At 71.7% G+C, this 26,043-nt stretch carries 28 protein-coding genes; 18 read left to right on the forward strand and 10 right to left on the reverse strand.

What is annotated here, in order from left to right:
* Positions 1 to 88 precede the first annotated feature (88 nt).
* Genes AB0M02_RS39915 through AB0M02_RS39925 form a run of 3 tightly spaced genes read right to left on the reverse strand, consistent with a single transcriptional unit; the run spans position 89 to position 3,217 of the window.
* Positions 89 to 1,537: a hypothetical protein gene (locus tag AB0M02_RS39915; protein WP_364237098.1), complete on the reverse strand. Its 1,449-nt coding sequence runs from the start codon at positions 1,535 to 1,537 to the stop codon at positions 89 to 91.
* A complete protein-coding gene (locus tag AB0M02_RS39920) occupies positions 1,534 to 2,361 on the reverse strand; it encodes a hypothetical protein (protein WP_364237372.1) in 828 nt (275 codons plus the stop codon). The genes AB0M02_RS39915 and AB0M02_RS39920 overlap by 4 nt, the downstream gene beginning before the upstream one ends.
* Before the next feature lie 58 nt (positions 2,362 to 2,419).
* Positions 2,420 to 3,217: an SGNH/GDSL hydrolase family protein gene (locus AB0M02_RS39925; protein WP_364237100.1), complete on the reverse strand. Its 798-nt coding sequence runs from the start codon at positions 3,215 to 3,217 to the stop codon at positions 2,420 to 2,422.
* Positions 3,218 to 3,256: 39 nt separating this feature from the next.
* Here AB0M02_RS39925 and AB0M02_RS39930 point away from each other — a divergent pair, with 39 nt between their 5' ends.
* The 13 genes from AB0M02_RS39930 (at position 3,257) to AB0M02_RS39990 (ending at position 14,962) form a co-directional block, all read left to right on the forward strand.
* Positions 3,257 to 3,583, forward strand: coding sequence for a SelT/SelW/SelH family protein (locus AB0M02_RS39930; protein ID WP_364237375.1), 327 nt, complete (start codon positions 3,257 to 3,259; stop codon positions 3,581 to 3,583).
* Positions 3,580 to 4,671, forward strand: coding sequence for an ionic transporter y4hA (locus tag AB0M02_RS39935; protein WP_364237102.1), 1,092 nt, complete (start codon positions 3,580 to 3,582; stop codon positions 4,669 to 4,671). The genes AB0M02_RS39930 and AB0M02_RS39935 overlap by 4 nt, the downstream gene beginning before the upstream one ends.
* Positions 4,672 to 4,733: 62 nt before the next feature.
* Positions 4,734 to 5,705, forward strand: coding sequence for a permease (locus AB0M02_RS39940; RefSeq protein ID WP_364237105.1), 972 nt, complete (start codon positions 4,734 to 4,736; stop codon positions 5,703 to 5,705).
* On the forward strand, positions 5,702 to 6,400 hold the full coding sequence (locus tag AB0M02_RS39945) for a TIGR03943 family protein (RefSeq protein WP_364237106.1): 699 nt from the start codon (positions 5,702 to 5,704) through the stop codon (positions 6,398 to 6,400). The genes AB0M02_RS39940 and AB0M02_RS39945 overlap by 4 nt, the downstream gene beginning before the upstream one ends.
* Positions 6,397 to 7,455, forward strand: a complete 1,059-nt coding sequence (locus tag AB0M02_RS39950; RefSeq protein ID WP_364237109.1) for a hypothetical protein — start codon at positions 6,397 to 6,399, stop codon at positions 7,453 to 7,455. Before AB0M02_RS39945 ends, AB0M02_RS39950 begins: the two co-directional genes overlap by 4 nt.
* A gap of 92 nt (positions 7,456 to 7,547) precedes the next feature.
* Positions 7,548 to 8,909 (forward strand): Y4yA family PLP-dependent enzyme, encoded by a 1,362-nt coding sequence (locus AB0M02_RS39955; RefSeq protein WP_364237111.1) that lies wholly within the window; start codon positions 7,548 to 7,550, stop codon positions 8,907 to 8,909.
* Positions 8,906 to 10,219, forward strand: a complete 1,314-nt coding sequence (locus tag AB0M02_RS39960) for a pyridoxal-phosphate dependent enzyme (RefSeq protein ID WP_364237113.1) — start codon at positions 8,906 to 8,908, stop codon at positions 10,217 to 10,219. The genes AB0M02_RS39955 and AB0M02_RS39960 overlap by 4 nt, the downstream gene beginning before the upstream one ends.
* Positions 10,206 to 11,351, forward strand: a complete 1,146-nt coding sequence (locus tag AB0M02_RS39965) for an aminotransferase class V-fold PLP-dependent enzyme (protein ID WP_364237115.1) — start codon at positions 10,206 to 10,208, stop codon at positions 11,349 to 11,351. Before AB0M02_RS39960 ends, AB0M02_RS39965 begins: the two co-directional genes overlap by 14 nt.
* 102 nt (positions 11,352 to 11,453) lie before the next feature.
* Positions 11,454 to 12,353: a metal ABC transporter substrate-binding protein gene (locus AB0M02_RS39970; RefSeq protein ID WP_364237118.1), complete on the forward strand. Its 900-nt coding sequence runs from the start codon at positions 11,454 to 11,456 to the stop codon at positions 12,351 to 12,353.
* Positions 12,353 to 12,997: an ATP-binding cassette domain-containing protein gene (locus tag AB0M02_RS39975; RefSeq protein ID WP_364237119.1), complete on the forward strand. Its 645-nt coding sequence runs from the start codon at positions 12,353 to 12,355 to the stop codon at positions 12,995 to 12,997. The genes AB0M02_RS39970 and AB0M02_RS39975 overlap by 1 nt, the downstream gene beginning before the upstream one ends.
* Positions 12,994 to 13,863: a metal ABC transporter permease gene (locus AB0M02_RS39980; RefSeq protein ID WP_364237120.1), complete on the forward strand. Its 870-nt coding sequence runs from the start codon at positions 12,994 to 12,996 to the stop codon at positions 13,861 to 13,863. The genes AB0M02_RS39975 and AB0M02_RS39980 overlap by 4 nt, the downstream gene beginning before the upstream one ends.
* On the forward strand, positions 13,860 to 14,669 hold the full coding sequence (locus tag AB0M02_RS39985; RefSeq protein ID WP_364237122.1) for a metal ABC transporter permease: 810 nt from the start codon (positions 13,860 to 13,862) through the stop codon (positions 14,667 to 14,669). Before AB0M02_RS39980 ends, AB0M02_RS39985 begins: the two co-directional genes overlap by 4 nt.
* Positions 14,666 to 14,962, forward strand: a complete 297-nt coding sequence (locus AB0M02_RS39990) for a metalloregulator ArsR/SmtB family transcription factor (protein ID WP_364237124.1) — start codon at positions 14,666 to 14,668, stop codon at positions 14,960 to 14,962. The genes AB0M02_RS39985 and AB0M02_RS39990 overlap by 4 nt, the downstream gene beginning before the upstream one ends.
* 135 nt (positions 14,963 to 15,097) lie before the next feature.
* On the opposite strand, the gene AB0M02_RS39995 is transcribed toward AB0M02_RS39990, so the two are convergent.
* Positions 15,098 to 16,483, reverse strand: a complete 1,386-nt coding sequence (locus tag AB0M02_RS39995) for a PepSY domain-containing protein (protein WP_364237126.1) — start codon at positions 16,481 to 16,483, stop codon at positions 15,098 to 15,100.
* A gap of 113 nt (positions 16,484 to 16,596) precedes the next feature.
* Here AB0M02_RS39995 and AB0M02_RS40000 point away from each other — a divergent pair, with 113 nt between their 5' ends.
* Together AB0M02_RS40000 and AB0M02_RS40005 are read left to right on the forward strand one after the other, a co-directional pair.
* Positions 16,597 to 17,175 carry a copper resistance CopC family protein gene (locus AB0M02_RS40000; RefSeq protein WP_364237128.1) on the forward strand — a complete coding sequence of 193 codons (579 nt, stop codon included), beginning with the start codon at positions 16,597 to 16,599 and terminating at the stop codon, positions 17,173 to 17,175.
* Between the two features lie 10 nt (positions 17,176 to 17,185).
* The gene (locus tag AB0M02_RS40005) at positions 17,186 to 17,911 is read left to right on the forward strand and encodes a YcnI family protein (protein ID WP_364237129.1); all 726 of its coding nucleotides are present in this window, start codon (positions 17,186 to 17,188) and stop codon (positions 17,909 to 17,911) included.
* A gap of 57 nt (positions 17,912 to 17,968) precedes the next feature.
* Here the strand turns inward: AB0M02_RS40005 and AB0M02_RS40010 are convergent, their stop codons facing one another.
* Together AB0M02_RS40010 and AB0M02_RS40015 are read right to left on the reverse strand one after the other, a co-directional pair.
* Positions 17,969 to 18,541 carry a GNAT family N-acetyltransferase gene (locus AB0M02_RS40010; protein ID WP_364237132.1) on the reverse strand — a complete coding sequence of 191 codons (573 nt, stop codon included), beginning with the start codon at positions 18,539 to 18,541 and terminating at the stop codon, positions 17,969 to 17,971.
* A gap of 52 nt (positions 18,542 to 18,593) precedes the next feature.
* Positions 18,594 to 19,121 carry a class I SAM-dependent methyltransferase gene (locus tag AB0M02_RS40015; protein ID WP_364237135.1) on the reverse strand — a complete coding sequence of 176 codons (528 nt, stop codon included), beginning with the start codon at positions 19,119 to 19,121 and terminating at the stop codon, positions 18,594 to 18,596.
* Between the two features lie 55 nt (positions 19,122 to 19,176).
* Here AB0M02_RS40015 and AB0M02_RS40020 point away from each other — a divergent pair, with 55 nt between their 5' ends.
* Positions 19,177 to 19,665 (forward strand): MerR family transcriptional regulator, encoded by a 489-nt coding sequence (locus AB0M02_RS40020; protein WP_364237137.1) that lies wholly within the window; start codon positions 19,177 to 19,179, stop codon positions 19,663 to 19,665.
* On the opposite strand, the gene AB0M02_RS40025 is transcribed toward AB0M02_RS40020, so the two are convergent.
* Positions 19,561 to 19,935: a hypothetical protein gene (locus AB0M02_RS40025; protein WP_364237140.1), complete on the reverse strand. Its 375-nt coding sequence runs from the start codon at positions 19,933 to 19,935 to the stop codon at positions 19,561 to 19,563. The two genes, AB0M02_RS40020 and AB0M02_RS40025, sit on opposite strands and share 105 nt — an antisense overlap.
* 175 nt (positions 19,936 to 20,110) lie before the next feature.
* Here AB0M02_RS40025 and AB0M02_RS40030 point away from each other — a divergent pair, with 175 nt between their 5' ends.
* A complete protein-coding gene (locus tag AB0M02_RS40030; protein WP_364237141.1) occupies positions 20,111 to 21,061 on the forward strand; it encodes a sulfite exporter TauE/SafE family protein in 951 nt (316 codons plus the stop codon).
* A gap of 45 nt (positions 21,062 to 21,106) precedes the next feature.
* Here AB0M02_RS40030 and AB0M02_RS40035 read toward each other — a convergent pair whose 3' ends face one another.
* The 3 genes from AB0M02_RS40035 to AB0M02_RS40045 all read right to left on the reverse strand — a co-directional run bounded on the left by AB0M02_RS40035 (position 21,107) and on the right by AB0M02_RS40045 (position 24,161).
* Positions 21,107 to 22,030: a diacylglycerol kinase family protein gene (locus AB0M02_RS40035; RefSeq protein WP_364237143.1), complete on the reverse strand. Its 924-nt coding sequence runs from the start codon at positions 22,028 to 22,030 to the stop codon at positions 21,107 to 21,109.
* Positions 22,031 to 22,222: 192 nt separating this feature from the next.
* Positions 22,223 to 22,903, reverse strand: coding sequence for a LamG-like jellyroll fold domain-containing protein (locus AB0M02_RS40040; protein ID WP_364237145.1), 681 nt, complete (start codon positions 22,901 to 22,903; stop codon positions 22,223 to 22,225).
* Between the two features lie 97 nt (positions 22,904 to 23,000).
* Positions 23,001 to 24,161: a cytochrome P450 gene (locus tag AB0M02_RS40045; protein ID WP_364237147.1), complete on the reverse strand. Its 1,161-nt coding sequence runs from the start codon at positions 24,159 to 24,161 to the stop codon at positions 23,001 to 23,003.
* Positions 24,162 to 24,237: 76 nt separating this feature from the next.
* Between AB0M02_RS40045 and AB0M02_RS40050 the strand changes: the two genes are divergently transcribed.
* Positions 24,238 to 26,043, forward strand: a 1,806-nt coding sequence (locus AB0M02_RS40050; protein ID WP_364237149.1) for a BTAD domain-containing putative transcriptional regulator, incomplete at its 3' end; no start/stop codon positions are given.

Consider the following 26,043-nt stretch of genomic DNA (forward strand, 5'->3'; position numbering starts at 1 on the left):
ACTCGACATAGGTCCAGGGGTTGGGAGTGCTCACCCGCTCGCGGCTACTAGGCACCAAGTCTGCCAACGGCTGACCCAGTAGCTCCCATTAGGGGTTTCGGTTGAGGCGGGTCAGGGCGGTTCGGGCGGCGCGTTTGCCGGTGCGCAGGGCGCCGCGGACGGCTGTGGCGGCGCGGCCCGGGACGGTGCCCTTGAGCAGGGAGATGACGCGGTGGGCGCGGGCGAGCTCGGCGTCGCGTTCGGCGAGCTTGTCGTCGTACCATCGGGCCTGGTCCTTGGCCTCGCGCAGCTCTCGCGCCAGACGGTCGTGCGCCGCGGTGAGCTCGCGCAACGCCCGCGCCGGAGGCCTCGCCGCGCCCGCGCCGATCTCCACCCCCGCGATCGCGCCCAGCAGCGCCGCGGTCTCCGAGGAGTCGGCGGGCGACGGCCAGAGATGCGCCAGGCCCTCGTCGTGCACCGCCTGGGCGAACCGCCGCAGCGCCTCCCCGGGTGACGCGGGGGAGGCGACCGCGTGCAGCCGGCCCTCGAAATCGACGATCACCGCGTCGGCGTCGACCGGAGCCGTCTCGCCGCCCTGCCAGGCCGTCAGCAGCGCCCGCAGCCGCACCCGGTCGTGGCCCCGGACCGCCGCCAGCAGGAGATCGTGCAGGCACCGCCCGGCCGGCACCGGCAGCCGCTCCCCGGTGCCCTTGTTCGTGAGGTGCCCCCCGGTCAGCTCGGTGACCGCGCCGGAGACCACGATGCCGTCCGGCAGCGCCGCGCCGCGACCCGCCACCACGATCCACCCCGGTGCCGTGGCGGCTGCCAGACCGTGGCGCAGCAGCTGGACGGCGAGCGGGCGCGGGTCCGCGAGCAGCGGTTTCCCGCCGTCGCCCGCCCGGCGCAGGGCGCTCGCGACGAAACCGTCGAGGTCCGGCGCGTCGAGCAGCCTCTCGTCGAGCAGCACCGACGGCGACTGCGGACAGGGGAAGGCGGCATAGGTCCGCAGCGCCGGCAGCCCACCCTCGTGGAGCCGCTCGCGCAGCCGGTCCGGGCCGGTCGGGCGGGTCGGGTCGAACGCCGAGCCCCACTCCGCGTCGCCGGGTTCGGCCGCGCAGGCCAGCATCCGGTGCAGGCCGACCGCGTTGTCCACGCCGAGCAGCAGCCGCCCGCCCGGGCGCAGCACCGCGAGCAGCAGGGACAGCCCCGCCGCCCAGGAGATGTCCGGGCTCTCGGCCGAGCCGGTCCGGTCCAGGCCGTCCAGCGCGATCACCGTGTCGTACGCCGGAACCGCCGCCAGCTTCTCCAGGCTCCCGCAGCACACCTCGAAGCCCGGCCGGGACGCGAACCGCGCGGCCAGCGCCTCCGCGTCCGGCACCCCGCGCACCAGCACCGTCACGTGCCGGGCCGGTACCGCCTCGATCAGCGCGGGGTCGTGCGGCCCGACGACCAGGGTGTGCCCGGACGCCGCGGCGACCAGTTCCCCCAGCGCGGCGCCACCGGTGGGCTCGCGGTCGGACCAGTGCGGCATCTCGCCGCCGAGCAGCAGCGGCGTCACGCGGCGGCCTCCTCGTGCCATCGGAACAGAAATCGCAGTTCGGACGGCGAGAGCAGCTGCTCGGCGCCCAGTTCGTCGGCGGCGATCTCGTACGCCACGCGGGGGTCCACCGACTTGCCGTGCATCGCCGACCACTGCCGCCGGATCCGCGGCCGCCCGCCGAACAGGTCCCGCTCACCCTCCAGCTGCATCGGATCGCCGTAGACGGCCGGCTCGCAGCCGGCCAGGGTTCCGTAGAGCAGGGCGCTGCACAGCCGGTTCGACGCGACCCGCCGGTGCCGGCGCTGCTCGGCCAGCTGGCGGTCGAGGAACAGCGGGTCGAGATCGCGCCACCAGCCGCCGCGGTACCCGTGGCAGATCACCCGGAACCCGGCCCGCTCGTAGCGGCGGCGCACGCGGGCCGTCCGGTACTCCTGCCAGTACAGGCAGACCGTGACCGGGCCGTCCTCGGTGTCGCGGATCTCCGCGATCAGCCGGTCGTGGTCACCCTCGATGTGCTGGCCCTCCCAGCCGTGGAACGGGTACCAGATCGTCCCCTCCCGCCGGGTGCCGCCGTCGTCGGGGGTCATGGCCAGCAGGTACGCCCACGGCGAGCCGGTCACGTACACCTGCCGCCGCCCCATCGACCAGGCCCGGCGGCGGGTCCGCTCGCTCCAGACGAACGCCGGGATGCCCGGCACGAACTCGTGGTCCGGTGCCAGCCCGTCGCCGATGTTCCAGCCGTGCTGCAGGTAGCCGTGGATCCGGGGCGGATCGGCGCCCTGGTACCCGCAGTAGCGGGCCAGGACGTACGTGTGGCCGTAGTAGTGGTTCGCGTGGTGCACGGCCCATCGCACCCCGGTCAGGCCAACGGCGGGCGAACCCCCGGTGAGCGCCGGAAGGTCAGCCGGTTACTTCGGCCAGCGTTTTCGCGTACGCCTCGTAACCCGCCGCGTTCGGGTGGAACGACTCCGGCAGCGTGTCGCGTACCGCGTTGATCCACGGATCGCCCGTGCACGCCTCGTGGCCCTTGAACGCCTCCCGCACGTCCACGAAGGTGAACCCCTCGTGCTTGCCCACGGCCGCCGCGATGCTCTCGTTGAGCGAGTCCGAGCCGTCGTTGAGCGCGCCGCGCCGGGCGTCGTTCAGCGACTCGCACCCCGTGCCGCCCGCGCCGACCAGGTGCGGATAGCCGAGCACGAACACCTTCGCCTCCGGCGCGCGCTTGCGGATCGCGGTGTAGAGCCCGTCCAGGTCGTCCGGCAGGGTCGCCTCGACGGTGCTGGTCGACCGCTCGACCGTCGACCGGCAGGTCTGGTCCGAGCCGAGCAGGCACTGCTGCAGCGCGCCGGTCCAGCCCGCGTCGTTGCCGCCGACGGTCAGCGTCACCCAGCCGGTGTCCGCGTCGACCGCGTCCAGCTGCGTCTCGCGGACGGTCTTGATCAGGGCTCCGCTGCAGGTCCGGTCGGTGATCGTGCCGAGGGTCCGGGTCTTCGCCCAGAGCTGCGGGTAGGAGCTGTCCCTGCTCTGATAGCACTTGGTGTCGACGTAGTTGCCGGCGCCGAGCCCGGCGGCGTACGAGTCCCCGAGCGCCACGTAGTCGAGCGGCTTCACGGGCTCCGCCCCGGCGCCGTCGTCCGAACAGCCGCCGGCCGCCACCGCCACCGCGGCCGCACAGACACCGATCCAGGCACGCTTCAACTGACACTCTCCCTGCTCGCGGCTTTTCCACCCATGATCATGCTGGAAGAATGCGTACTCGTGCCACAGCCCCGTCTGGAGATCGAGTACTGCACGCAGTGCCGCTGGTTGCTGCGCGCGGCCTGGACCGCGCAGGAACTGCTTACCACGTTCCCGCGCGACCTGGGTGAGGTAGCGCTGGTGCCCGGCGTCGGCGGGGTCTTCGAGATCCGCCTCGACGGCGAGACGCTCTGGTCGCGCAAGGCCGAGGGCGGCTTCCCCGAGCTGCCGCCGCTCAAGCGCATGGTCCGCGACCGGGTGGCGCCCGGCCGCGATCTCGGGCACTCGGACCGCCCACGGCCGGAGGCTGGCAAAGTTGACGAATGATGTCGAAGATCCTGACCCGTTGGACCCTCTATGTCCCGATTCTGGCACTCGCCGCGCTCGTCCTGACGTGGGGCCGCGACCTGCCGCCACCCGCGGTGGTCGTCGTCTCGCTGCTGCTCGGCGGTGCGGTGATGGCCGCCGTCCACCACGCCGAGGTGGTCGCGCACCGCGTCGGTGAGCCCTACGGATCGTTGATCCTCGCCGTGGCGGTCACCATCATCGAGGTGGCCCTCATCGTCACCCTGATGATCAGCGGCGGCGAGAAGTCGCAGTCGCTGGCCCGCGACACCGTCTTCGCGGCCGTGATGATCACCTGTAACGGCATTCTCGGCATCTCCCTGCTGGTCGGTGCCGTCCGCCGCCGCATCGCCGTGTTCAACCCGGAGGGCACCGGCGCGGCTTTCGCCACCGTCGCCGCGATCGCCACCCTCAGCCTGGTGCTGCCGGCGTTCACCACCAGCCGCCCCGGCCCGCAGTTCTCCCCGGCACAGCTGGCCTTCGCCGCCGTCGTGTCGCTCGGCCTCTACCTGCTCTTCGTCGCCGTGCAGACCCGACGGCACCGCGACTACTTCATGCCGATCACCACCTCCGGCGAGGTGATCGACTCCGAGGAGCACCTGGACCCGCCGTCGAGCCGGACCGCGCTGAACAGTCTCGGCCTGCTGCTCGTCGCCCTGATCGCCGTCGTGGGCCTGGCCAAGGGCATCTCCCCGGCCGTCGAGTCCGGCGTCGCCGCGGCGGGCCTGCCGCACGCCGTCGTCGGTGTGGTCATCGCCCTGCTCGTGCTGCTGCCGGAGACCATCGCCGCGGTCCGCGCCGCCGCCCGCGACCGCATCCAGACCAGCCTCAACCTGGCACTCGGCTCCGCGATGGCCAGCATCGGCCTGACGATCCCGGCGATCGCGACGGCGATGATCTGGCTCGACGGGCCGCTGCTGCTGGGCCTGGGCGGCACCCAGATGGTGCTGCTGGTCCTGACCGTCGTGGTGGGCACGCTCACGGTCGTGCCCGGCCGCGCCAACATCCTGCAGGGCGGCCTGCACCTGAGCCTGCTGGCGGTCTTCCTGTTCCTCGCCGCCAGCCCGTAGAGGTCACCCGGACGGTGTCGTGGAGGCGGGGGCGGAGCGGTCAACCGGTAGATTCCTTCGCCGTGAGGGTGACCGCTGATCGTGCCGGCAGCCGCGTCGGGTCCGTCGAGTTCCTTGCCGCGCTGCTGGTGCTGCTGGTTCTGTTCCGCGGGCGGTTGTCCGGGCTCGTGTCCGGCGAGCGGCTGCAGACCTGGACCACGGTGTTCGTGTCCGTGCTGGTCCAGGCGGTCCCGTTTCTCGTCTTCGGCGTCCTGCTGTCCGCCGTGATCGCGGTGTTCGTGCCGCGCTCCTTCTGGGCCCGCGCCCTGCCGCGGCACCCGGCGCTCGCCGTTCCGGCGGCGAGCGTCGCGGGCGTGATCCTGCCCGGCTGCGAGTGCGGCAGCGTACCGATCGCCGGCTCGCTGATCCGGCGCGGAGTGACGCCTGCGGCGGCCCTGGCCTTCCTGCTGGCCGCGCCCGCGATCAACCCGATCGTGCTGACCGCCACCGCCGTGGCGTTCCCGGACAACCCGGAGATGGTCCTGGCCCGCGGCCTGGCCAGCCTCGTGGTCGCGGTCCTGATGGGCTGGCTCTGGCTGCGCCTGGGCCGGGCCGACTGGATCAGGCTGCCGCACCGGGCCGACGAGGGCTCCTCGCGGGGCCGGGCGTTCTGGTCGGCGTGCCGCCACGACGTCGTCCACGCGGGTGGCTTCCTCGTGCTGGGCGCGGCCGCCGCCGCGACCATCAACGTGCTCGTCCCGGAGGCATGGCTGCAGACCCTGGCCGCCCGCCCGGTGCTGTCCGTGCTGGCCCTGGCGGTCCTGGCCGTCCTGCTGTCGATCTGCAGCGAGGCGGACGCCTTCGTGGCCGCCTCGCTGTCCCAGTTCTCGCTGACCTCGCGCCTCGTGTTCCTGGTCGTGGGCCCGATGGTCGACCTCAAGCTGATCTCGATGCAGACCGGCGTCTTCGGCCGGCGGTTCGCCGCGCGATTCGCCCCGGTCACCTTCGCGGTGGCCGTCCTGGTGGCCTCGCTGACCGGCCTGGTGATCCTGTGAACCGGCGGGCGCAGGCCGTGGTCCTGCTCCTGCTCGGCGGCGCCGTCCTCAAGGCCTCCCTGACCGACCTGTACCTGCGCTACGTCAAGGAGGGGCTGCGCCCGTTCCTGATCGCGGCCGGCGTGGTGCTGGTCGCGACCGCGGTGGCAACCCTGATCTACGAACTGAGGCCGCGAAACGACGACCACGGCCACGACCACGAGCCCTGGGTGGGCTGGCTGCTGATCCTTCCCGTACTCGGGTTGCTGCTGGTGGCGCCGCCGGCCCTCGGCTCGTTCACCGCCGGCCAGTCCGGCACCGTGCCGGTGAGCGCGTCCGACTCGGAGTTCCCGCCGCTGCCCGCGGGCGACCCGGTCCCGATCGGACTGCTGGACTACGCGGTCCGCGCGCTCTACGACGACGGCCGCAGTCTCGCCGGCCGCCAGGTCCAGCTGACCGGGTTCGTGGCGACCGGCGAGGACGGCGCCCCGATGCTGGCCCGGATCGTGATGAGCTGCTGCGCCGCCGACGGCCGCCCGATCAAGGTGGGGCTCACCGGCGGGCCGCTGATCGACGTACCGGCCGGATCCTGGGTACAGGTCACCGGCCGGCACAGCACTCGGCGCGGCACCGACCCGGTCAACGACGCCGACATCGCCTACCTCGAGGTGGTCCAGTGGCAGCCGGCCGCCGAGCCGAAACGGCCCTACGAATGACCGCCCGTTCGCACGTCGCCCTGGCGATCGCCCTGCTGGCGGCCGGCGCGCTGCTGGCCGGCGGGCTGCCCGAGTCCGGCACGCCGGCACCGGCCGCGCCGGTGCGCCCCGGACCGGGACAGGCGTGGCCCTCGGCGCAGCGGGCCGACCTGCCCGAACTCAACGTGGCACCGCTGCTCTTCCTGGACGCCACCACGGCCGTCGGCACCGTCACGACCGGCGGCACGCTGCGGCTGGTGATCGAGACGGCCATGGGCTGGCGGGAGCTGCGCAGCCTGCCGGACAGCGACATGTTCCGCTTCGACAACGTGACCGCGACCGACGACGAACTGCTGTGGACCGAGTCGGCGGGGGAGGGCGCGACCGAGATCTGGGCGGCGAAACTCGGCGGGCGCGACCAGCCGCGGATGGTCACCGCCGACACCGGGCGGGTGCTGTTCTACGGCAACCAGCACGACCTGGTCGTCGCCGGCGGGCGGGTGCACTGGGCGGCGGCCGGCGACGACGGCGAGGGCGTCACCGAGATCCGCTCGGCCGCGCTCACCGGCGGGCCGGTCCGGGTCCGTACCGAGAAGGGCCAGTGGGCGCTCACCGCCTGGCCGTGGCTCACCGACGACGTCGGCGGCCAGGCCGGCGCGATCCGGATGCGGAACATGACCACCGGCGAGGAGAAGCGGGTCACCGCGACCGGTCCCGAGTGGAACATGTGCGTGCCCACCTGGTGCCGGGTCATGGTGATGTCCGGCGACGGGCTGGCCCGGATCGACATGATGCGCCCGGACGGCACCGAGCGGCGGCGGATCGCCGGCGCCGGCACCCAGTCCGCGGTCAGCGACGTGGCGGTGCTGGATCGCTTCGAGGTGCTCTCCGAGACGCGCCCCGACTCCGATGTCACCGGAACCGCGGGTCTCGTCGTGCACGACCTGGTCACCGGGAAGACAGTTGTGCTGTCCGCCGCCGCCGATCTTGCCGCCACCCGGGACGGGATGCTCTGGTGGTCCACCGGCGATCAGGAAACAGCGATCTGGCACACATTGGATTTGCGGACTGTTTGATAGGTTGGGGGCACGCCGGAAGGATTTCCACAGTGCTTTCCCTGTTTCCGAGAATTGATCAGTCGACTCAATCCGTTCTCGATGACGGCGAATTGCTGCGACAACTCGTCGACGGCCTGGGTTCACCGGTCAACGTGGTTCTGCCGCAGCGCGTGGGGGAGAACGTCGCGGCGTTCCGCGCGGTCCGTCAGCGGCACCGGCTGGGCGGGCAGATCTACTTCGCCCACAAGGCCAACCAGTCCTCGGCGCTGCTGCGCGAGCTGGCCGCCGGCGAGGCTGGGGTGGACGTGGCCTCCCTCGGCGAACTGCAGCACGCGCTCGCCTCCGGCTTCACCCCGGACCGGATCATGGCGACCGGCCCCAAGGACCGGGAGTTCCTCTGGCTGGCCGCGCGCACCGGCGTGACCGTCAACGCCGACTCGGCCGCCGAGCTGCGCGAGCTCACCGCCCTGGTGTCGGCATATCGCCTGGCCAGGCCGAGAGTGACGGTCCGGCTCTCCGGTTTCGAGGCCGATGGCGTACGCGTGATGACCCGCCGCAGCCGCTTCGGCGTTCCGGTCGCCGCGCTCGACGAGGTGCTGGCGGCGGCCGGGAAACTCGACCTGGCCGGTGTCTCCTACCACCTCGACACCGTCGAGATCCGCGAGAAGGCGGTGGCGCTGGAGGGCTGCCTCGCCGCGCTCGACCGGTGCCGGGCGGCCGGCCTGCGCCCGTGGTCGCTCGACATCGGCGGCGGCTTCGGCGTCAACTACCTGGCCGACGGCGCGCAGTGGGAGACGTACACGTCCGAGCTGGCCCAGGCCGTCCTCGGCAACCGCCCTCCGCTGACCTGGAACGGTCACGGCTACGGCCTGCGCGCCGAAGCGGGCACCTTGAAGGGAAGTCTCGCCTTATATCCGTCATATCGCCCGGCCGCTGGACCTGACTACCTGGACAAGCTCCTCAGCACCGATGCTCCGGGCCGGCGGCGCCCGCTGGGCGAACTGCTCCTGGACCACATGATCGACCTCGACATCGAACCCGGCCGGGCCCTCCTTGACCAGTGCGGCCTCGTGGTGACCCGGGTCCTGGCGGTGGACGAAGACCGGATCCAGCTGGACATGAATGCCAGGGACGTGGGCCTGGAGGAGCACGGCGTCCTCATGGACCCGATCCACGTTCCTCAGCGGCCAAACCCGACAGATGCCGGTAAAGGCTTCTATCTCTTCGGCAACCTCTGCCTCGAATCCGACCTGATCACCCGGCGGCAGGTCTTCCTCCCGCACACCCCGCAACCCGGTGACCTGCTCGTCTTCGTCAACGCCGCCGGCTACTTCATGGACTTCACCGCCACCACGGCGCTGCGCAAGCCGCCCGGCCGCAAGGTCGCCCTCTACCGCTCCGGCGCGGCGTGGCGCTGGTGCCTCGACGAGAACTACTGGCCCGTCCACCCGCCGTCCCCGGAGGAGCCATGAGAGTCGACGACATCACCGAGGCCATCGGCGAGACCCCGCTGCTGCGCATCGACCCGGCCGTGCACGGTCTGCGCAACATCGACCTCTACGCCAAGCTGGAGCTTCTCAACCCGTTCGGGTCGCTGAAGGACCGGGCCGCGTGGAGCATGGTCCGCCCGCTGCTGGCCGGCGCGGCCGAGCGCGGTGACACCGTCGTCGAACTCTCCAGCGGCAACACCGCCAAGGCCCTCGCGCTGATCGCCGGGATGCACGGGCTGCCGTTCAAGAGCGTCACCAACCGGATGCGGATCCCCGAGATCAAGGATCTCCTGCTGCTGCTCGGCGCGGAGATCGACGAGCTGCCGGGCCGCTCCGAGTGCCTCGACCCGTCCGACACCGACGACCCGCTCACCCGGATGTACCAGGTGCTCAACGAGTCCACGGCCGGCTTCGTCCACACCGACCAGTACTTCAACGAGCTCAACGCCGAGGCGCACCTGAACGGCACCGGTCCGGAGATCATCAAGGATCTGGACGGGACCGCGCCGGACTACTTCATCGCCTGCGTCGGCACGGCCGGTTCGTCCACCGGGGTGGCCCGGGCGCTGCGCCGGTACAACCCGGACACCCGGGTGATCGGGCTGGTCGCGGCGAAGAGCGACTTCATACCCGGCATCCGGACCATCGACGAGGTGCACGAGGTCGGCCTCTTCGAGCCGGGCGTCTACGACGCCATCGAGACGATCACCGCGGACGAGGCCATCGACGGTCTGCTCACGCTGGTGCGCCGGTGCGGCACGCTTGCGGGGCCCACTGGCGGAGGTGCCTACCAGGGCGCGGTGAGCTTTTTGCGTACGCAAGACGCAGTTCTGAAATCCCGCAAGACGGCTGTCTTCATCGTCTGCGATCGCGTCGAACCGTATGTCAGCTACCTGCGGGAACGCCGCCCCGCCCTGTTCGGCCGACCACCGCGCCCGCACTCCGTCTCGTCGCTCAGCCCCGCCGAGCTCGCAGCCGCACCCGCGGTCTCCGTCGCCGCCGCACCGGATTTCGCCCGGCGGGCCCTGGTCGTGGATCTGCGTAACCCGTACGCATATCAGGCCCTGCACATCGACGGCTCGATCAACATCGTGGACGAGGTGTTCGCCGAGTTGCTGCAGGCCGGGCTGCCGTTCAGCCGCCGGCAACCGGTGCTGCTGGTCTGCCCGGTGGGGGAGAAGTCCGCGGCCTACGCGGCGCTGCTGACCCGGATGGGGCATCCGGACGTGCGGTCGCTCGACGGCGGGATCATCGCGTGGCGGGACGCCGGTGGTGAACTTGTTCGAGACTGACCGGGACTGGCAGGCCGGGCTGCGCAAACAGTTCCCGATGATCGAGGGCAACCCGGGCGTGGCCTATCTGGACAGCGCGGCCACCTCGCAGAAGCCGCAGGTGGTCCTGGACGCGGTCGTCGACTACCTGTCGTCCGCGAACGCCAACGCCGCCCGCGGCACCTACCCGTGGGCGAACCGGACGACGGCCCGGATCGAGTCCGCGCGTGATCGGGTCCGCCGATTCCTCGGCGACACCTCTGATGCTTCGGATGTGCACTTCGTCAGCGGCACGACCGAGGGGCTGCGGGCGGTCGCGCGGGACTGGCTCGCGCCCCAGCTCCAGCCGGGCGACGAGATCCTGGTCCCGCTCGCCGACCACAGTGCCAACGTGGTCCCGTGGACCGAGGTGGGTGCTGACGTGCGGGGGATTCCCTACGACGCCGCCCACGACTACGACCACCGGAACCTGGTGGCCGGCCCCCGGACCCGGCTGATCGCCGCCACCCACGTGCACCACGTCTACGGCGGGGACATGAACGTGCAGCGTCTGCGGGCCCTGGCTCCGGACGTGCCGATCTGCCTGGACGCCGCGCAGAGCGTCGGCCATATCCCGATTCATCTGGACGACCTGGATGTGGACTTTCTCGTCTTCTCCGGCCACAAGACGATGGCGCTGCCCGGCGTCGGCGTCGTCTGGGCACGGAACCGGCGCGGCCCGCGCTTCGTGCCCGGCGGCTGGATCGGCTCACCGAACACCAGCGGCATCGTGAGCCTCACCGCCGCCCTGGACTGGCTGGACGAGGCCGGCGTCGAGCGCGTCGCCCGCTGGAACCAGGCCCTGGGCGTACGCCTCACCGACGGCCTCTCCCGGATGCCCGCCTACGAGATCCTCGGTTGCCAGCGCAGTCTCACCACCGGCTCCAGCGTCCAGCAGCGGCACGGCATCGTCACCTTCCGGCACCGCTCGATCGGCTCCAACGACCTCGGTTTCATCCTCGCCGGCGACGGTCTCTACGTCCGCGCCGACGGCCTCTGCCAGGCCGGTCAGAGTGAAAGGACGACTTCCGTACGCGTGAGCCTGCACATCTACAACACGCCCGACGAAATCGACCGCCTCCTGGCCGCCCTAGCCCGGCTCGCCGACGCCTGACATGCAATTCTGCTGATATCTCGAACAGTGCATGAGAATTGATGAACGTATTGTCATCTCGTCATTAGACGATGATTGTTGAAAACCATTACCGTTTCGGCCGTGAAACTGATTTCAGCAGCTTTGACAGTCGTGGTGGGCCTGACCCTGGCGGGCTGTGGCTCGCAGAGCGACGCCGCGACCGGCACCACCCGGCTGGCCGTGGTGGCGACGACCCCGGAGGTCGCCGACTTCGTCCGCAACGTCGGCGGCGACCGGGTCACGGTCACCCAGATCATCAAGCCCAACGTGGACCCGCACGACTACGAGCCGACACCCGCCGACATCAAGGCGATCGGCGAGGCGGCGGTCGTCGTGAAGAACGGCGTCGGCCTGGAGGAGTGGCTGGACCGCACGATCGAGTCGGCCGGCTTCAAGGGCGCGGTCGTCGACTCCAGCCAGGGCGTGACCCTGCGCGAGGAGGGCGACGAGCACGACCCGCACATCTGGCACGACCCCCGCAACGCCAAGATCATGGTCGCCAACATCGAGAAGGGCCTGGCCGCGGCCGCTTCCGGCGACGCCGCCACGTTCACCACGAACCTGACCGCCTACACGGCCGAGCTCGACGCGCTCGACGCCGCCAACGCCGCCGCCTTCGCGAAGATCACCAACCGCAAGCTGGTCACCAACCACGACGCGTTCGGTTACTACGTGGCCCGTTACGACCTGGAGTTCGTCGGCTCGGTGATCCCCAGCCTGGACACCTCCGCCGAACTCTCCGCCCAGCAGCTCACCGACCTGGTCAACAAGATCAAGGCGACCGGAGCGAAGGCGATCTTCGCGGAGAGCTCGCTGCCGGCCAAGAGCGCCGAGGCCATCGCGCAGCAGGCCGGGGTCAAGGTGGTGGCCGGTGAGGACGCCCTCTACGGCGACAGCCTTGGCGCCGACGGCACCCCGCAGGGCACCTACCTCGGCGCGGAGGAGCACAACACCCGGGTCATCGTCGAAGCGCTGAGCTGATGACCGCGCTCCACTACACGGGGGTCAGTGCCGGCTATCGGGGCGCGCCCGTCGTCGCCGGGGTGGACCTCGAGGTGGGGCCCGGTCGGAAGCTGGCCCTCGTCGGCCCCAACGGCGCGGGCAAGTCCACGCTCATCAAATCCGCGGTGGGGCTGGCCGAGGTGCTCGCCGGCACCGCCCGGATCTTCGGCCGCAGCCCCGCGCGGGCCCGTGAGCTGTGCGGATACGTCCCGCAGGTCGGCGACCTCGACGCGGACTTCCCGGTCACCGCCGGCCAGGTGGTGCTGATGGGCCGGTACCGGCGGATCGGCTGGTTCCGCCCGACCGGCGCCGCCGACCGCCGTGCGGCCCGCGAGGCTCTCGGCCAGGTCGGGCTCGGCGAGCAGGCCGGGCGCCCGTTCGGGCTGCTCTCCGGCGGGCAGCGCCAGCGCGTGCTGCTCGCCCGGGCGATCGTGGCCGAACCCCGCCTGCTGCTGCTCGACGAACCCTTCAACGGGGTCGACGCGGTGAGCCAGGACGCCATCCTCAGCGTCCTGCGCGAGCTCACCGCGGCCGGCGCGGCACTCGTGCTGAGCACCCACGACGCGCGCCTGGCCGGTGACTTCGCGGACTCCGTCTGCCTGATCGACAAGACGGCGCCGTGATCGAACCGTTCACCGTGCCGTTCATGGGCCGCGCCCTGGCCGAGATCGTCCTGCTCGCGGTGATCTGCGGGCCGGTCGGCGTACTCGTGCTCGTCCGCAAGCTCTCCTTCGTCTCCGACGCGCTCACCCACACCGTCTTCCCCGGGGTGGTGGTCGGGTTCCTGGCCGGCGGGCTGGACGGCATCTTCCTCGGTGCGCTGGTCGCGGCCCTGCTCACCGCCGTCGTACTCACCCTCCTGACCCGTCGGGGCGCGCTCAGCGACGACGCGTCCACGGCGGTCGTGCTGACGGCCATGTTCTCGGTCGGCGTCGTGCTGGTTTCGAGGCGTAGCTCGTACACCTCTGATCTGACCTCCTTCCTCTTCGGGCGCCTCCTCACGGTGACCATGCAGCAGATCGCCGAGACCGCGGCCCTGGCCGCCCTGATCCTCGCCGTGCTGGCGGCCGGCGCCCGCGCGATGCTGCTGCGCGCGTTCGACCCGGCTGCCGCGACCGCCGCCGGTTACCGCGTCTTCTGGCTCGACCTCTGGCTGAACGTGATCGTCGCCCTCGTGGTGGTGGCCGCGGTCCGCGCCGTCGGCACCATCCTGGTCGTGGCCCTGCTGATCGTCCCGGCGGCGGCCGCGCGCCTGGTCAGCCACCGCCCGATGGTGATGGCGCTGACCGGAACCGGCCTGATCCTGCTCGCCGGCTGGACCGGGCTGCTGGCCAGCTGGTACGCCTCGGTCGAACACGGCATCGCCCTGGCCTCGGCGTCCGGTGTGGTGCTCCTGCTGGTCGCCGGGTACCTCATGCTGCTCGTGCTCTCGCTCGTCCGGGTCCGCTCGCTCGCCCGGATTCGCTCGCTCGCCCGGGTTCGCTCATGAGTTGGTGGGACGACGCGGTCCACCGGGCCGTCGCGGAGGTCGTCCTGGCCGGTGCGCTGGCCGGGTTCGTCGGCGTGCACATCGTGGTGCGGCGCCTGTCCTTCTTCACGATGGCCCTGACCCACGCCACGTTTCCCGGCGTGGTGATCGCCGCCCTGTTCGGCGTGGACCTGCTGCTCGGCGGCATGGCCACCGGCGTCCTGGTGGTCCTCGGTGTCGCCGCGCTGACCCGCCGCCCCGGCCAGAACGCCGCGGCCGCCACCGGGGTGGTCCTGTCCGCCGGCTTCGCGCTGGGCGCCGGGCTGGTCGCCACCCAGAACAGCTTCAGCCGCGACCTGTCGTCCTATCTGGTCGGCTCGATCCTGACAGTCACGACGCGGGATCTGGTCATCACCGGCGGTGTCCTGACAGCGGTCGTTGCGATCCTGTCGCTCAGCGCCCGCCCCCTGCTGTACACCGGCTTCGACCCGGCCGCCGCCACCGCCGCCGGTGTCCCCGCCGGGGCCTGGACCCTCCTCCTGCTGATCATCATCGAGATCGCGGTGGTCACGCTGGTCCCCGCTGTCGGCACCATCCTCGCGATCTCCCTGCTGGTGGCCCCGGCCGCCGCCGCCCGCCTCTGGTCCACCCGCCTGCCGGTGATCACCCTCCTGGCAGTCCTGTTCGCCGTGGCGAGCGGCCTGCTCGGCCTGTACGCCTCCACGCACCTCAACATCGCCGCCGGGGCGAGCATCGCCCTGGCGGCCACCACGATCCTGGTCCTCTCGGCCGTCCTGAGGCCCTTCTTCAAGGAGCGGAACTCGTGACCTCTGTCCTGATCAGCCGGGCGGTGACGGTGTTGCGGGGCATGGCCTACGAACACCGGCTGCACATCCTGGTGCTGCTGCGGGACAGCGAACGCACCGCCGGTGAGCTGTCGGCCGCGGTCCCGGCGGACCCCACGGCGGTGGCACATCACCTGCGCTGCCTGCTCGACGCCCGCCTGGTCCAGCGCCGCCGCCGGGGCCGCAACGTCGTCTACTCCCTGCCGGACGACGCCACCCGCCATCTGATAGCCGAGGTACTCCGCCACGCCTCCCGCCGTCCCACCTCGCCGTAGCCCGCCACCCAGCCGGCAATGAGTCAGGTGGGGACGGCCGATGCCGGCCGGACTACGGGCCCGTGGGCGCCGGACGGTCCGGAGTGGCAGCCGGTCGCGTGGTGGGCGGGACGCGGGGTCCGGCGGGGACGGTCGTTATCGCGTACCTCTGGAGCCGCGCAGGAAGCCGGCGGCGAAATCGATCAGCAGGAAGGCCGCCAGGGGTATTCCGAGAAGGGGCATCGCCCAGCCGACAGCGAAGACCACCGGCACACCCACCACGATCGCCCACGCGGGCAGGCCGAGCCAGGCTCCCCGGGCCGGTGGCGCACCGACCAGCGCGCGGCGCTCCGTGCGGGTGGGGCGCCGCTGCCACCACATCCGGTACCCCCAGAGGATCACGCACAGCAGGCCGACCGCCAGCAGTGCCAGCAGCACCTGGTTGACCACGCCGAACAGGATGCCCATGTGTGCCTGCACGCCCAGCTTGCTGAGCTTCGCGAGAACCGGCCAGTCCGCGTAGTCGTTGCGCGCCACGACGGCAGCGGAGGACGGGTCGACGGCGACGCTGTCCAGGCGGACCGGCCAGACGTTGTCGATGCCGGCGACGGTCCACGGCTGGCCGCCCGCTTCGGGGACCGTGAGTTCGACGGGCCCGGTCAGGCCGGCGGCGCGGGCGGTGCTCAGGACCGTGTCGGCCTCGGCGGGGGAGACGGGCGCGGCGGTGGTGCCGGAGCCGTGGTGGCCGCCGGCCGGGGCGGAGGAGGAGGGGATCGACAGCGTGGGACGGTGCGCGTCGAGCGAGTCGAGCAGGCTGGAGAAGTTCTCGCCGGCGTAGCGGGACCAGGTCAGGCCGGTGGCGGAGAGGATCAGCAGGCCGACGGCGAGCCAGACGCCGGTGGCGGCGTGCCAGCCGCGGGTGCGGCGTACGCCCTTCTTGGCGGCGAGGTCGGGGGTGAGCAGACCGCGGACGCTGCGCCGGCGCCGCCACCAGAGGACGATGCCGCCGAGCGCGAGTACCCACATCCAGCTGGCGGCGAGCTCGGAGTAGTGCCGGCCCAGGTCGCCCAGGTGCAGGTTGCGGTGCAGGTCGTCGAGCCAGGTGGTCACGGGCGTGGAGCCGTACCAGGTGGTGAGCTGCCCGCGCACCTCGCCGGTCGACGGCTCGACGTAGACGGTGTGCTGCTTCTCGCCGAGGTCGGGCTGGGAGAAGACGACGCGTGTGGTCAGGTCGCCGTCGCCGGGCTGGACCGCCGCGAGGGTGCCGCCGGGGTGGAACGCGCGGGCGGCGTCGATCTGGTCGGCGAGCGGCAGCGCGGTCCCGCCGGGGGAGGCGGCGGTCAGCCTGTCGCCGTAGAGCATCCCGTCGAGCTGCGGGGTGACCGTGTAGAGCAGGCCGGTGACGGCGGCGATCACCAGGAACGGCGCGACCAGCACTCCGGCGTAGAAGTGCAGCCGCAGCAGCAGGGCACCGATGGCGGATGGGCGGCGTACGGGGCGGGCCGGTGTCTCCAGAACGGCGAGCTCGGGCGTCGCTGTCATCGGCTGTCCTTCTCCTCGATTGAGAGCGTTGCAGCGTTGGTCGCCGATGGTGCTCAGATAGTTCCCAGGAAATTTCCGGGAACTGGAGATGCGCGAGTGGCGACTAAGGAGGCATGTTCAGTCGAGCTCCACGCCGTCCCGCCCGTCGAGCAGCAGCTCTGCCGGCGCTGTTCGCCCTGGCCCTGGGCGTGCTCGCCGGGATCGCCCCCGGCTCGCCGGCCTGGGCGCACAACGCGCTCGTCGACGCGTCACCGGCGAAGAAGGCGACGCTGACGGAGGCGCCCACCGAGATCACGCTGAAGTTCCTGCAGAAGCTGGATCCGGAGCGGACGAGCATCACGGTCAGCGACTCGGCCAAGCAGAAGGTGCCCGCGTCGGAGCCGGTGGTCGACGGCCCGACCGGCTCGGTCGAGGTGGAGGGTGTGCTCGCGAACGGGGTGTACACCGTCGCCTATTCGGTGGCGTCGACGGACGGGCACACGGTGAAGGGTTCCTACCAGTTCACGGTTGCCGCCCCCGCGACATCTGCCCCAGCCGCTACGTCTACCCCCGCCGCAACCACTCCCGCCGCAGAGGCTGCCCCCGTCGAACCGGCATCTGACAAAACCTCCTATGTCGGGATTGTCGTGGCTGTCGTTGTTGTACTGGCCGGCATCGCCGGTTTCCTGTTCGTCCGTCGCCGCAAGGCGTGAAAGGTCAGTGATGAAGCAAACCCTCCGGCGTACCGCGTCCGTCTCCGCCCTGGCGGCCGCTTTCGTACTCGCCCTGGCCGGTCCCGCGGCCGCACACGTGACGGTGAACCCCGGCACCGCCACGCAGGGCGGATACACCAAGGTGACGTTCCGGGTCCCGAACGAGAGCGACACCGCCTCGACCACCAAGCTGGAGATCAACCTGCCGGCCGACGCCCCGGTCGGCTCGGTCTCGCTCAAGCCGGTGGCGGGCTGGACCGCGAAGGCGGAGAAATCGAAGCTGGCCACCCCGATCAAGGTGCACGACAGCGAGATCACCGAGGCGGTCAGCAAGATCACGTGGACGGCCGGAGCCGGGGCGGAGATCAAGCCGGGTACGTTCCAGGAGTTCGACGTCTCGCTCGGCCCGCTGCCGCAGGCCGACCAGATGGTCTTCAAGGCGCTGCAGACGTACTCGGACGGCAACATCGTCCGGTGGATCGACGAGCCCGCCACCGACGGGACCGAGCCCGAGGCTCCCGCGCCGGTGCTCAAGCTCACCGCGGCGGCGCCCGAGGGCGCGCCCACCGCGTCGGCCGAGGCGGAAACGGTCACGGCGGACGCCGCGGGTGAGGAGGACAGCGGCTCGGGCAACGCGCTCGGCATCGCGGGTCTGGTCGCGGGCATCGCGGGCCTGGTGCTCGGGCTGCTCGCCTACCGCAAGGCGTCGCAGTCCTCCACGCCGTCCGCTCCCTGAGTCTCCGGGGCGGTCCCGGCGCTGCTGCCCAGCGCCGGGACCGCCCCGGATCCCGATCTATCGCGAAGCGCTGAGCGGCAGGCCCCGGACCAGCATCCGGTGCGACCGCCAGCCCGGGAACGGCACGAGATCGCCGACGTGCTGGAAGCCGATCCGCTGCAGGGCGTGCCACACCCGGGTGTTCGTCTCGGAGACGGCCAGCGAGACCCTCTCCTCCGTGCGCTGTTCCAGCAGGTCGTTCACCATGCGTACGCCCAGCCGGTGCCGCCGGTGCTCGGGAAGCACGAACGCCTCGCAGATCGCGAACGTGCGCCCCTCCCACTCGACCGCCAGGTTTGGGTCGTTGTTGTCGGTCAGGTCCCGCCACCACAGCGTCTCCGGCGGCAGCGGGCAGCCCATCACGGTCCCGGCCAGCTCGCCGTCCACGAAACCGAGCGCGGCCTGGAAACCGGGAGCCTCCGCGGTCCACACCAGGCGCTCCTCCACGGTGGGCGTGCTGTGGTCGACGAGGTGCAGGTCGGCGGCGTGCACCCGGCGGTAGACCGCGGCCAGCGCCTCGATGTCGACCTTCTCGGTGATCACTACCGCGCTCTCAAGGTCGTTGACGGGCGCGGCGAACTCCAATGTCATATCTCGAATCCCGTTCGTATTAAGGTAAGCCTTACCTAAACAGGACTCGTGATCATAGGCAACCCACAGGTTCGGGTGTTCTGAGGCACGTGAACAGCGAGAGCCGGTGCAGCGCCGCCCGCTCGACCGGCAGCTCGCGCGCCAGGCGCCCGAGCCTCGCGAACCGGAAGTCATAGATCATCAGCCGCCCGCCGGGCCGCAGCACGCGGATCAGCTCGGCCGCGGCCCGCTCCGGCTCGGGCCACTCGTGGGCGCTGAGCGTCGACACGATCAGGTCGGTGCTCGCGTCGGGCCAGGGCAGATCGGCGACATCCGCCACCCGGAACGCGATCCGCGCCGAACCGGCCGCCCGCTCGGCGATAGCCACCATGTCGGGGGAGAGGTCGGCGCCGGTCAGCGCGAGGTCGGGGCGCAGGCGGGCCAAGTGCAGCGGGAGCCGTCCGGGCCCGGTGCCGATGTCCAGGACGGCGGCGCCCGGCGGCGCGGCGGCGGCGACCTCCGACGCCACCCTGCGGTAGAGGCCGTTCAGGAGGCGGGTGGCCCGCCGATCGTACGAGGCGCTGGCGCGTGCGTCGAACATGAGCTCTCCCGGAGATGCGGTTGACAATCACCGGAATCTGCATCTTCATGTCGACATGAGGTCAAGCGCCACGATGTCGATCGGTGACCTGGCGGCGAGGTTTGGGCTCGCCCCGCACGTGCTGCGTCACTGGGAGGACATGGGCCTGCTCGCTCCCGCGCGTGACGGCGGGGGCCGGCGCGTCTACGGGCCGGCCGAGGCGACCCGGGTCGTGCTGATCCAGCTGGGCAAGGAGGCTGGGCTCAGCCTGGAGCAGACCCGTACGCTGCTGGCCCGGACCGCCGACCGCGCGGCTCGCCGTGCGCTCTACGAGGAGCACAGCGAGCGCCTCCGGCAACGCATAGCCGCCGCGCAGGCCTCGCTCGCGATCGTCGAGCACGCCGCGCGGTGCGAGGCCGAGGACATCGCGACCTGTCCGCACCTGCGGGCCGAGATCGCGTCACGGCTCCCGTCGAAGCTCCCTCGGGGTCAGATCCTCGGGGGCGCGCATCTGCCAGGCGTCGGTGATCAGTTCGGTGAGCCGCTCGACCGAGACCTCGGGTAGGCGCAGCATCACCAGCGGCAGGCCGTTGTACCCCGCTACGGTGAAGAACAGGGCCGGCTCGCCGAGCAGCAGCGCCTGTTTCTCCGCCTCGTCGCCGACGTAGAGAACGGCCACGTCGGTCCGGATGACCCGCGGCTTTCCGGGTATCCGCTCGGGGTACGACCAGACGAAACCCCTGTTCGCCACGCGGAAGTCGAAGCCGTCACTGTCGATCTCCACGACGTGCGGCAGCGCCAGCGCCAGGCGGCGCACATCATCAGCGTCGGCCATGTGAGAAGGCTATCGGGACCGAGAGCGGTCACAGCATGTGGATGCGAGCTTGCCCTCCGCCGCTCCACGTACTAATCTCCGACCCAATAAATAGGAAATACAGGCTTGGCATAACAGGTCGGCAATGACGCTGACGGGCGGACACACCCCCCTAATCCACCACTGGCGGTGAGACATGCAGAAACTCCTCCTTCTCGCTCTTGTCGGGCTAGGGGCCCAGCTCGTCGACGGCAGCCTGGGCATGGCCTACGGCGTGACCTCGACCACCCTCCTTCTGGCGATCGGCACGAACCCGGCGGCCGCGTCCGCCACCGTGCACCTCGCCGAGATCGGCACCACGCTGGTCTCCGGCCTCTCGCACTGGCGCTTCGGCAACGTCGACTGGAAGGTCGTGCTGAAGATCGGTGTGCCGGGAGCGATCGGCGCCTTCGCCGGTGCGACCTTCCTCTCCAGCATCTCGACCGAGACCGCCGCGCCGCTGATGGCGATCATCCTGCTGGCGCTCGGCCTGTACGTGTTCCTCCGCTTCACCTTCCAGGGCCTGCCCAAGGGCCAGCTCGGCAAGCCGCTGCGCAAGCGGTTCCTGGCACCGCTCGGCGTGGTGGCCGGCTTCGTCGACTCCACCGGCGGCGGTGGCTGGGGCCCGGTGGGCACCCCGGCGATCCTGGCCAGCGGCCGTCTCGAGCCGCGCAAGACGATCGGCTCGATCGACACCAGCGAGTTCCTGGTCGCGGTCGCGGCGAGCATCGGTTTCGTGATCGGCATCGGTTCCGAGAACATCGACTACGGCTGGGTTCTCGCCCTGCTCATCGGTGGCGTGATCGCTGCTCCGATCGCCGCCTGGCTGGTCCGGCACATCCCGCCGCGGGTGCTCGGCGCCGCGGTCGGCGGTCTGATCATCCTGACCAACACCCGGTCCCTGCTGCGCAGCGACTGGATCGACGCCTCCGACCCGGTCCGGTACACGTTCTACGCCGTGATCTACCTGGCCTGGGCGGCCGCGCTGGTCTACTCGATCAACCAGTACCGCAGCCACAAGGCCGAGGACGAGCAGATCATCGCCGAGGCCGAGGGTGCCGCCGCGGCGGGCGAGACGCCCGACGAGAAGGCGTCGACGCCGGCCTGACCTGTTCTAGCTAGCCCCCGGGAGTTCGCCGCTCCCGGGGGTTTTCTAATGGTCCGGGGTTCCGGGCGGCGCCATGATCCGCAGCGCGTTGGCGTCCAGCGCGATCCGCAGCGGCGTCTGGCCGCACGGCTCGCCGTCCACCTCGACGTGCGCCGGTCGGTCGGTCTCCAGCCACAGCTCGCCGACGGCGAGGAAGGGCCGCTCGTGCAGCGTGCGGCGGTGGCCGGTGAGCGCGTTGCGAGCGGTCTCGCGCAGCAGCTCCAGGCGAGTGGGCCCGCCCACCGGATACGCGACGAGCAGCCGGTCGTCGGCGTGGGCGTCGGCGGTGATCGGGCGCCCGGCGTGGAAGCCGCCGTTCGCCACGTACACCTGGTGGGTGGAGAAGACCAGCTCACGGCCGTCCGCGCGCACCGTCACCCGCAGCGGGCGGTGCCGGGCGAGCAGCCCCAGAGCGGTCATAGGGTACGCGAGCCGGCCGATCACCCGTTTCAGCCGGCTCGGCGCGCTGATCATCACCTCGGCGGACAGTCCCGCACCCACGTGGTTGGTGAACGGCATGTCACCGGCGATCCCCAGATCCACGTCGATCACCGCGCCGTCCACGAGCGTGGCGATCGCGGCGTCCAGGTCGGGAAGAATCCCTACCGTACGAGCGAAGTTGTTCGTCGTCCCCAACGGCAACAGCCCGAGCGCGATGTCCCGGTGCGCGAGCATCCGCCCAGCCGTGCTGATCGTGCCGTCCCCGCCGCCGGCCACCAGCAGATCCGGACTCTGCCCGATCGCCTCCGCCAGCGACTTCTCCAGATCACGCTCCACCGCATAGGCCCCGAGCACGTCGAACCCGGCCGCCACCAGCCGCTCCCGGGCATCCTCGTAGAGCTGCCGCCCCCGCCGCGACCGCGCGTTGACCACGAGCGCCGCCCGCCGCTCCCGCCGAATAGCCTCGGTCAACTCCTGCTTCGTCCGCACCGGCAGACCCTATCGCCCACCCCTGAGACGAGCCCTCCTCCAGCCGATCAAGAACGCCGCCGCGAGGGAGAAAGAACGCGCGTTCTGTCTCGCCGGGCGCGCTCGCCCGCCGGCCTGGCGTGAGGGAGAAAGAACGCGCGTTCTGTCTCGCCGGACGCGGAAGGGCGCGCGAACCTCGGGCGGCGAGGGCGGCTATCGGCGGTCGCGGCGCCCAAGATTGCTGGGCGGGATTCCTACCGCGATCCACACGTCGTCGACAGCGCCGTGGAACTGGTCGTTGGACTGCGACGTGCTCTTGCCGCCGATCATCAGCGGGTGGTCGTCGGCGATGAAGAGGCCGTTCGGTACGCCCGCCGAGCCTCGCTCCACCCCGTCGATCAAGACAGTCAGCGTCGCCGCCGTGCGCCGGCACTCCAGGTCGTGCCACCGGCCGTCGGAGACGATCGAGTCCGCTACGGCGCGCCAGATCTCGCGGTCCGGTGCGCCCACCAGGACACAGCTCGGCCGTCCCGCGTACCCGTCGATCTGCAGTTTGTACTGACTCCCCTCGGCGGAGAAGCCCTTCTGCAAAACGTTCTGCCCCTCGCTGGTGTGCTCCGGCGCCAGCTGGATGCTCGCGCCGAAGGCCAGGTCGCGGCTGCCCGGGTTCAGCTGCGGGCGGCTCGGCGTGCGCAGGACGATCCGCGGGCACGGCTTGACCAGGCACGGTGCCGGGAAGCGGACCGCGCGACCCCGCCCGTGTGGAACATGCCGCACCGTGCCCGCCGTGTTGCCCGCCACCGACAGGTCGGCGCCGTTGCCGGTGGTGTCCCGCCACTCGGAGTCCGCCTCGAACCCGTATCGCGCGACGGCACCCGGCGGCCCCGCAGGCACGACCGGCGTGCAGCCCGTCAACCCGACAAACAGGACAGCGGCCACAAAAAGCGCCGGGGAAGCGGAGATACGGCGGAACGTGGGAGGCACGTACCGGTCAACGCGCCGCCGTCGTAACAGCGACGGCCCGGTAGCCCCGGAGCACGAACGTCGGATGAAGTTCCGGCTCGGCCGCGAGCTCCAGGACGGGAGCGTGGTCGAGCAGGGCGGTCAGGGCGGCCTGCGCCTCGATGCGGGCGAGCGGCGCGCCCAGGCAGAAGTGCAGGCCCGCTCCGAAGCCGAGGTGCGGGTTCGGCACGCGGCCGGCGTCGAAGCGGTCCGGGTCGGCGAAGACGGCCGGGTCGCGGTTGGCGGCGCCGATGAGGACCGCCACCTCGTCGCCCTCGGGGATCGTCACGCCGTCCACCTCGACGTCGGCGGCGGCGGTGCGGGCGAACAGGTGGAGCGGGCCGTCGTACCGGATCATCTCCTCGACCGCCGTGGGGATCAGCTCGCGGTCCGCCCGCAGCCGGGCCAGTTCCTCGGGGTGGCGCAGCAGCGCGACCGTGCCGTTGCCGAGCGTGTTCACCGATGCCTCGTGGCCGGCGTTGAGCAGGAGTACCGCAGAGGCGATCACCTCGTCCTCGGTGAGACCGACCCCGACGAGGTGGCTGATCAGGTCGTCACGGGGGTCGGCGCGGCGGCGGGCGGCCAGGGCACGGAGGTAGTCGGCGAACTCCCGGCTGGCTTCCAGGGCTGCCGACTCGTTTGCCGGTGAGCGCGTCACCTCGTACATTTTGACGATTTTTGCCGACCAAGGCCGTAACCGGAATCGATCAGCTTGCGGCACGCCCAGCAGGTCTCCCACGACGGTGACCGCGAGCGGCTCCGCAAGGTCTCCCAGCAGGTCGAACTCCTTGCCCGCCTCCTTCAGCAGGCCCGCCGCCCGGGTCGCGACGCGCAGCCGCAGCCGTTCGACGTGACCGCGACCGAACGCCTTCGCCACCAGCGAGCGCAGCCGGGTGTGCACCGGCGGCTCGTTCTCCATCATCTGATTGCGGTGCAGCACGTTGAACGGCTCGAAGATCGCGGTCGGCTCGCGGTCACGCCAGACGCGGCCCAGTCGCCGGTCGCGCAGCACCGCGGCGGCTGCGGCATGGCTCGCGGCCAGCCAGCGCCCGGTGGGTCCGTGCCGGCTGAGCGGGGCGCTTTCCCGGAGCAAAGCCATGCGAGGGTACGGGTCGAGCACGAAACCGGCGTCTCCGAAATCGATCTCCACCCGTCCAGTGTCCGTTACCTGACGTGCTGTGGATAACGAGTGGTCGGCGGCCCTGCCCACTGGTGAGAATGGCGCCGTGGACATCGGGGTGGGCGTGCTGGGCCCGATCGAGTTGCGCCGCGACGGCGCGCCCGTCGCGCTGCCCGGCCTTCCGCAGCGCGTGCTTCTCGCCCGCCTGGCCCTCGCCGCCGGCCGCCCGGTCCCGGTGACCGACCTCATCGACGCGCTCTGGGAGGGCGAACCGCCGGAGAACGCGATCGGCAACCTGCACAGCTACGTGTCCCGGCTGCGCAGGCAGACCGGCAGTGACGCGATCAGCCGGGAGCCGGGTGGCTACCGGCTGGAGGCCGCCCTCGACACCTCGCGGGTCTCGCAGCTCGTCGCGTCGGCCCGGGTCCAGCCGCCGGACCTGGCCGCGGCGACCCTGGAGGAGGCCCTCGCGGTGTGGCGCGGGGATCCGCTCGCCGACGTGGCGGACCGGCTGGCGTTCGCCCCGGAGGTGGCCCGGCTCGCGGAGTGGCGGCGGCACCTGCGGGAGGAGTGCCTGGAACGCCGCCTGGACGCGGGCGACGCGGCGGCCGCCCTGCCCGACGTGGAGGCTCTGGCCCTCGCCTCACCGCTGCGCGAGAGGCCGCAGCTGTTGCTGATGCGAGCTCTGTACGCGACGGGCCGCACCGCCGAGGCCCTCGCCGTCGCCCGAGCGTTCCGCGACCGCCTCGCGGAGGGTCACGGCCTCGACCCGTCGCCCGCGCTGGCCGCCCTCCAGCAGCGCATCCTGTCCGAGGATCCCGCCCTGCGCCCCTCCTCGGCCGTGCTGTCCGAGCCCGTGTCGCGGCCGGTGGAACCGTCACCGGCGACCGGGAGTGCCCGGCGGCGGGCCGACCGGTTCTTCGGCCGCGACCGTGAGCTCGCCACCGTGCGCGAGGCCCTCGCCGCCGGGCGGATCACCACGCTGGTCGGTCCCGGCGGCGTCGGCAAGACCCGGCTGATGACCGAGGTCCTCACCGGCGGCGAACTCGTCGTCGAACTCGCCGAACGCTCCGTCCCCGCCGACGTGCCCGCCGCGGTCGCCGGAGCACTCGGCCTGCGCACCGCACCGCGCGGCGGCATCGCGGCCCTCGCCGAACGCCTCGGCGCCACCCCCGCCGTCCTCGTCCTCGACAACTGCGAGCACCTGCTCGACGCCGTCCGCGCGCTCGTCGAGGAGCTGGTGACCCGCTGCCCCGGCGTGCGCGTGCTCGCCACCTCCCGCCAGCGCCTCGACGTCTCCGGCGAGCGCGTCCTGCGGATCGGCCCGCTGCCCTCCGACGACCAGGTGGCCCTCTTCTGCGACCGCGCCGCCCTCCTGCGCGCCGACTTCACCCCCGACGCCCGTACCCGCGCCATCGCCGCCGACATCTGCCACCTCGTCGACGGCCTCCCGCTCGCCGTCGAACTGGCCGCCCGCCGCGAGTCGGTCTTCGGCCTGACCCACCTGCGCGACCGCCTCGGCGCCGGCCTCAACGTCCTCGACCCGGCCCGCGGCGGCGACCGAGCGACAGCGGTGACCGCCACCGTCGAGTGGTCCTACCGCCTCCTCGACCCCGCCGCCCAGCGCCTCCTCGACCACCTCTCCGTCTGCCGAGGCGGCTTCAACCTCGACGCCCTCCCCTACTTCACCCCCGCGCCGCCGGAGGATGTGTGTGGAGTACGGCCCGCCGGCGCACCCACATTCCACACACAATCGAGTGGTGACGCCGAGCGGCACGGTGCCGCCGCGCCGCCGGTGGGTGTGTGTGGAGTTCGGCCCGCCGGCGCACCCACATTCCACACACAATCGAGTGGTGACGCCGAGCGGCACGGTGCCGCCGCGCCGCCGGTGGGTGTGTGTGGAGTTGGGCCC

The organism is Actinoplanes sp. NPDC051861, from assembly GCF_040681145.1.
Taxonomy (GTDB): Bacteria; Actinomycetota; Actinomycetes; order Mycobacteriales; family Micromonosporaceae; genus Actinoplanes.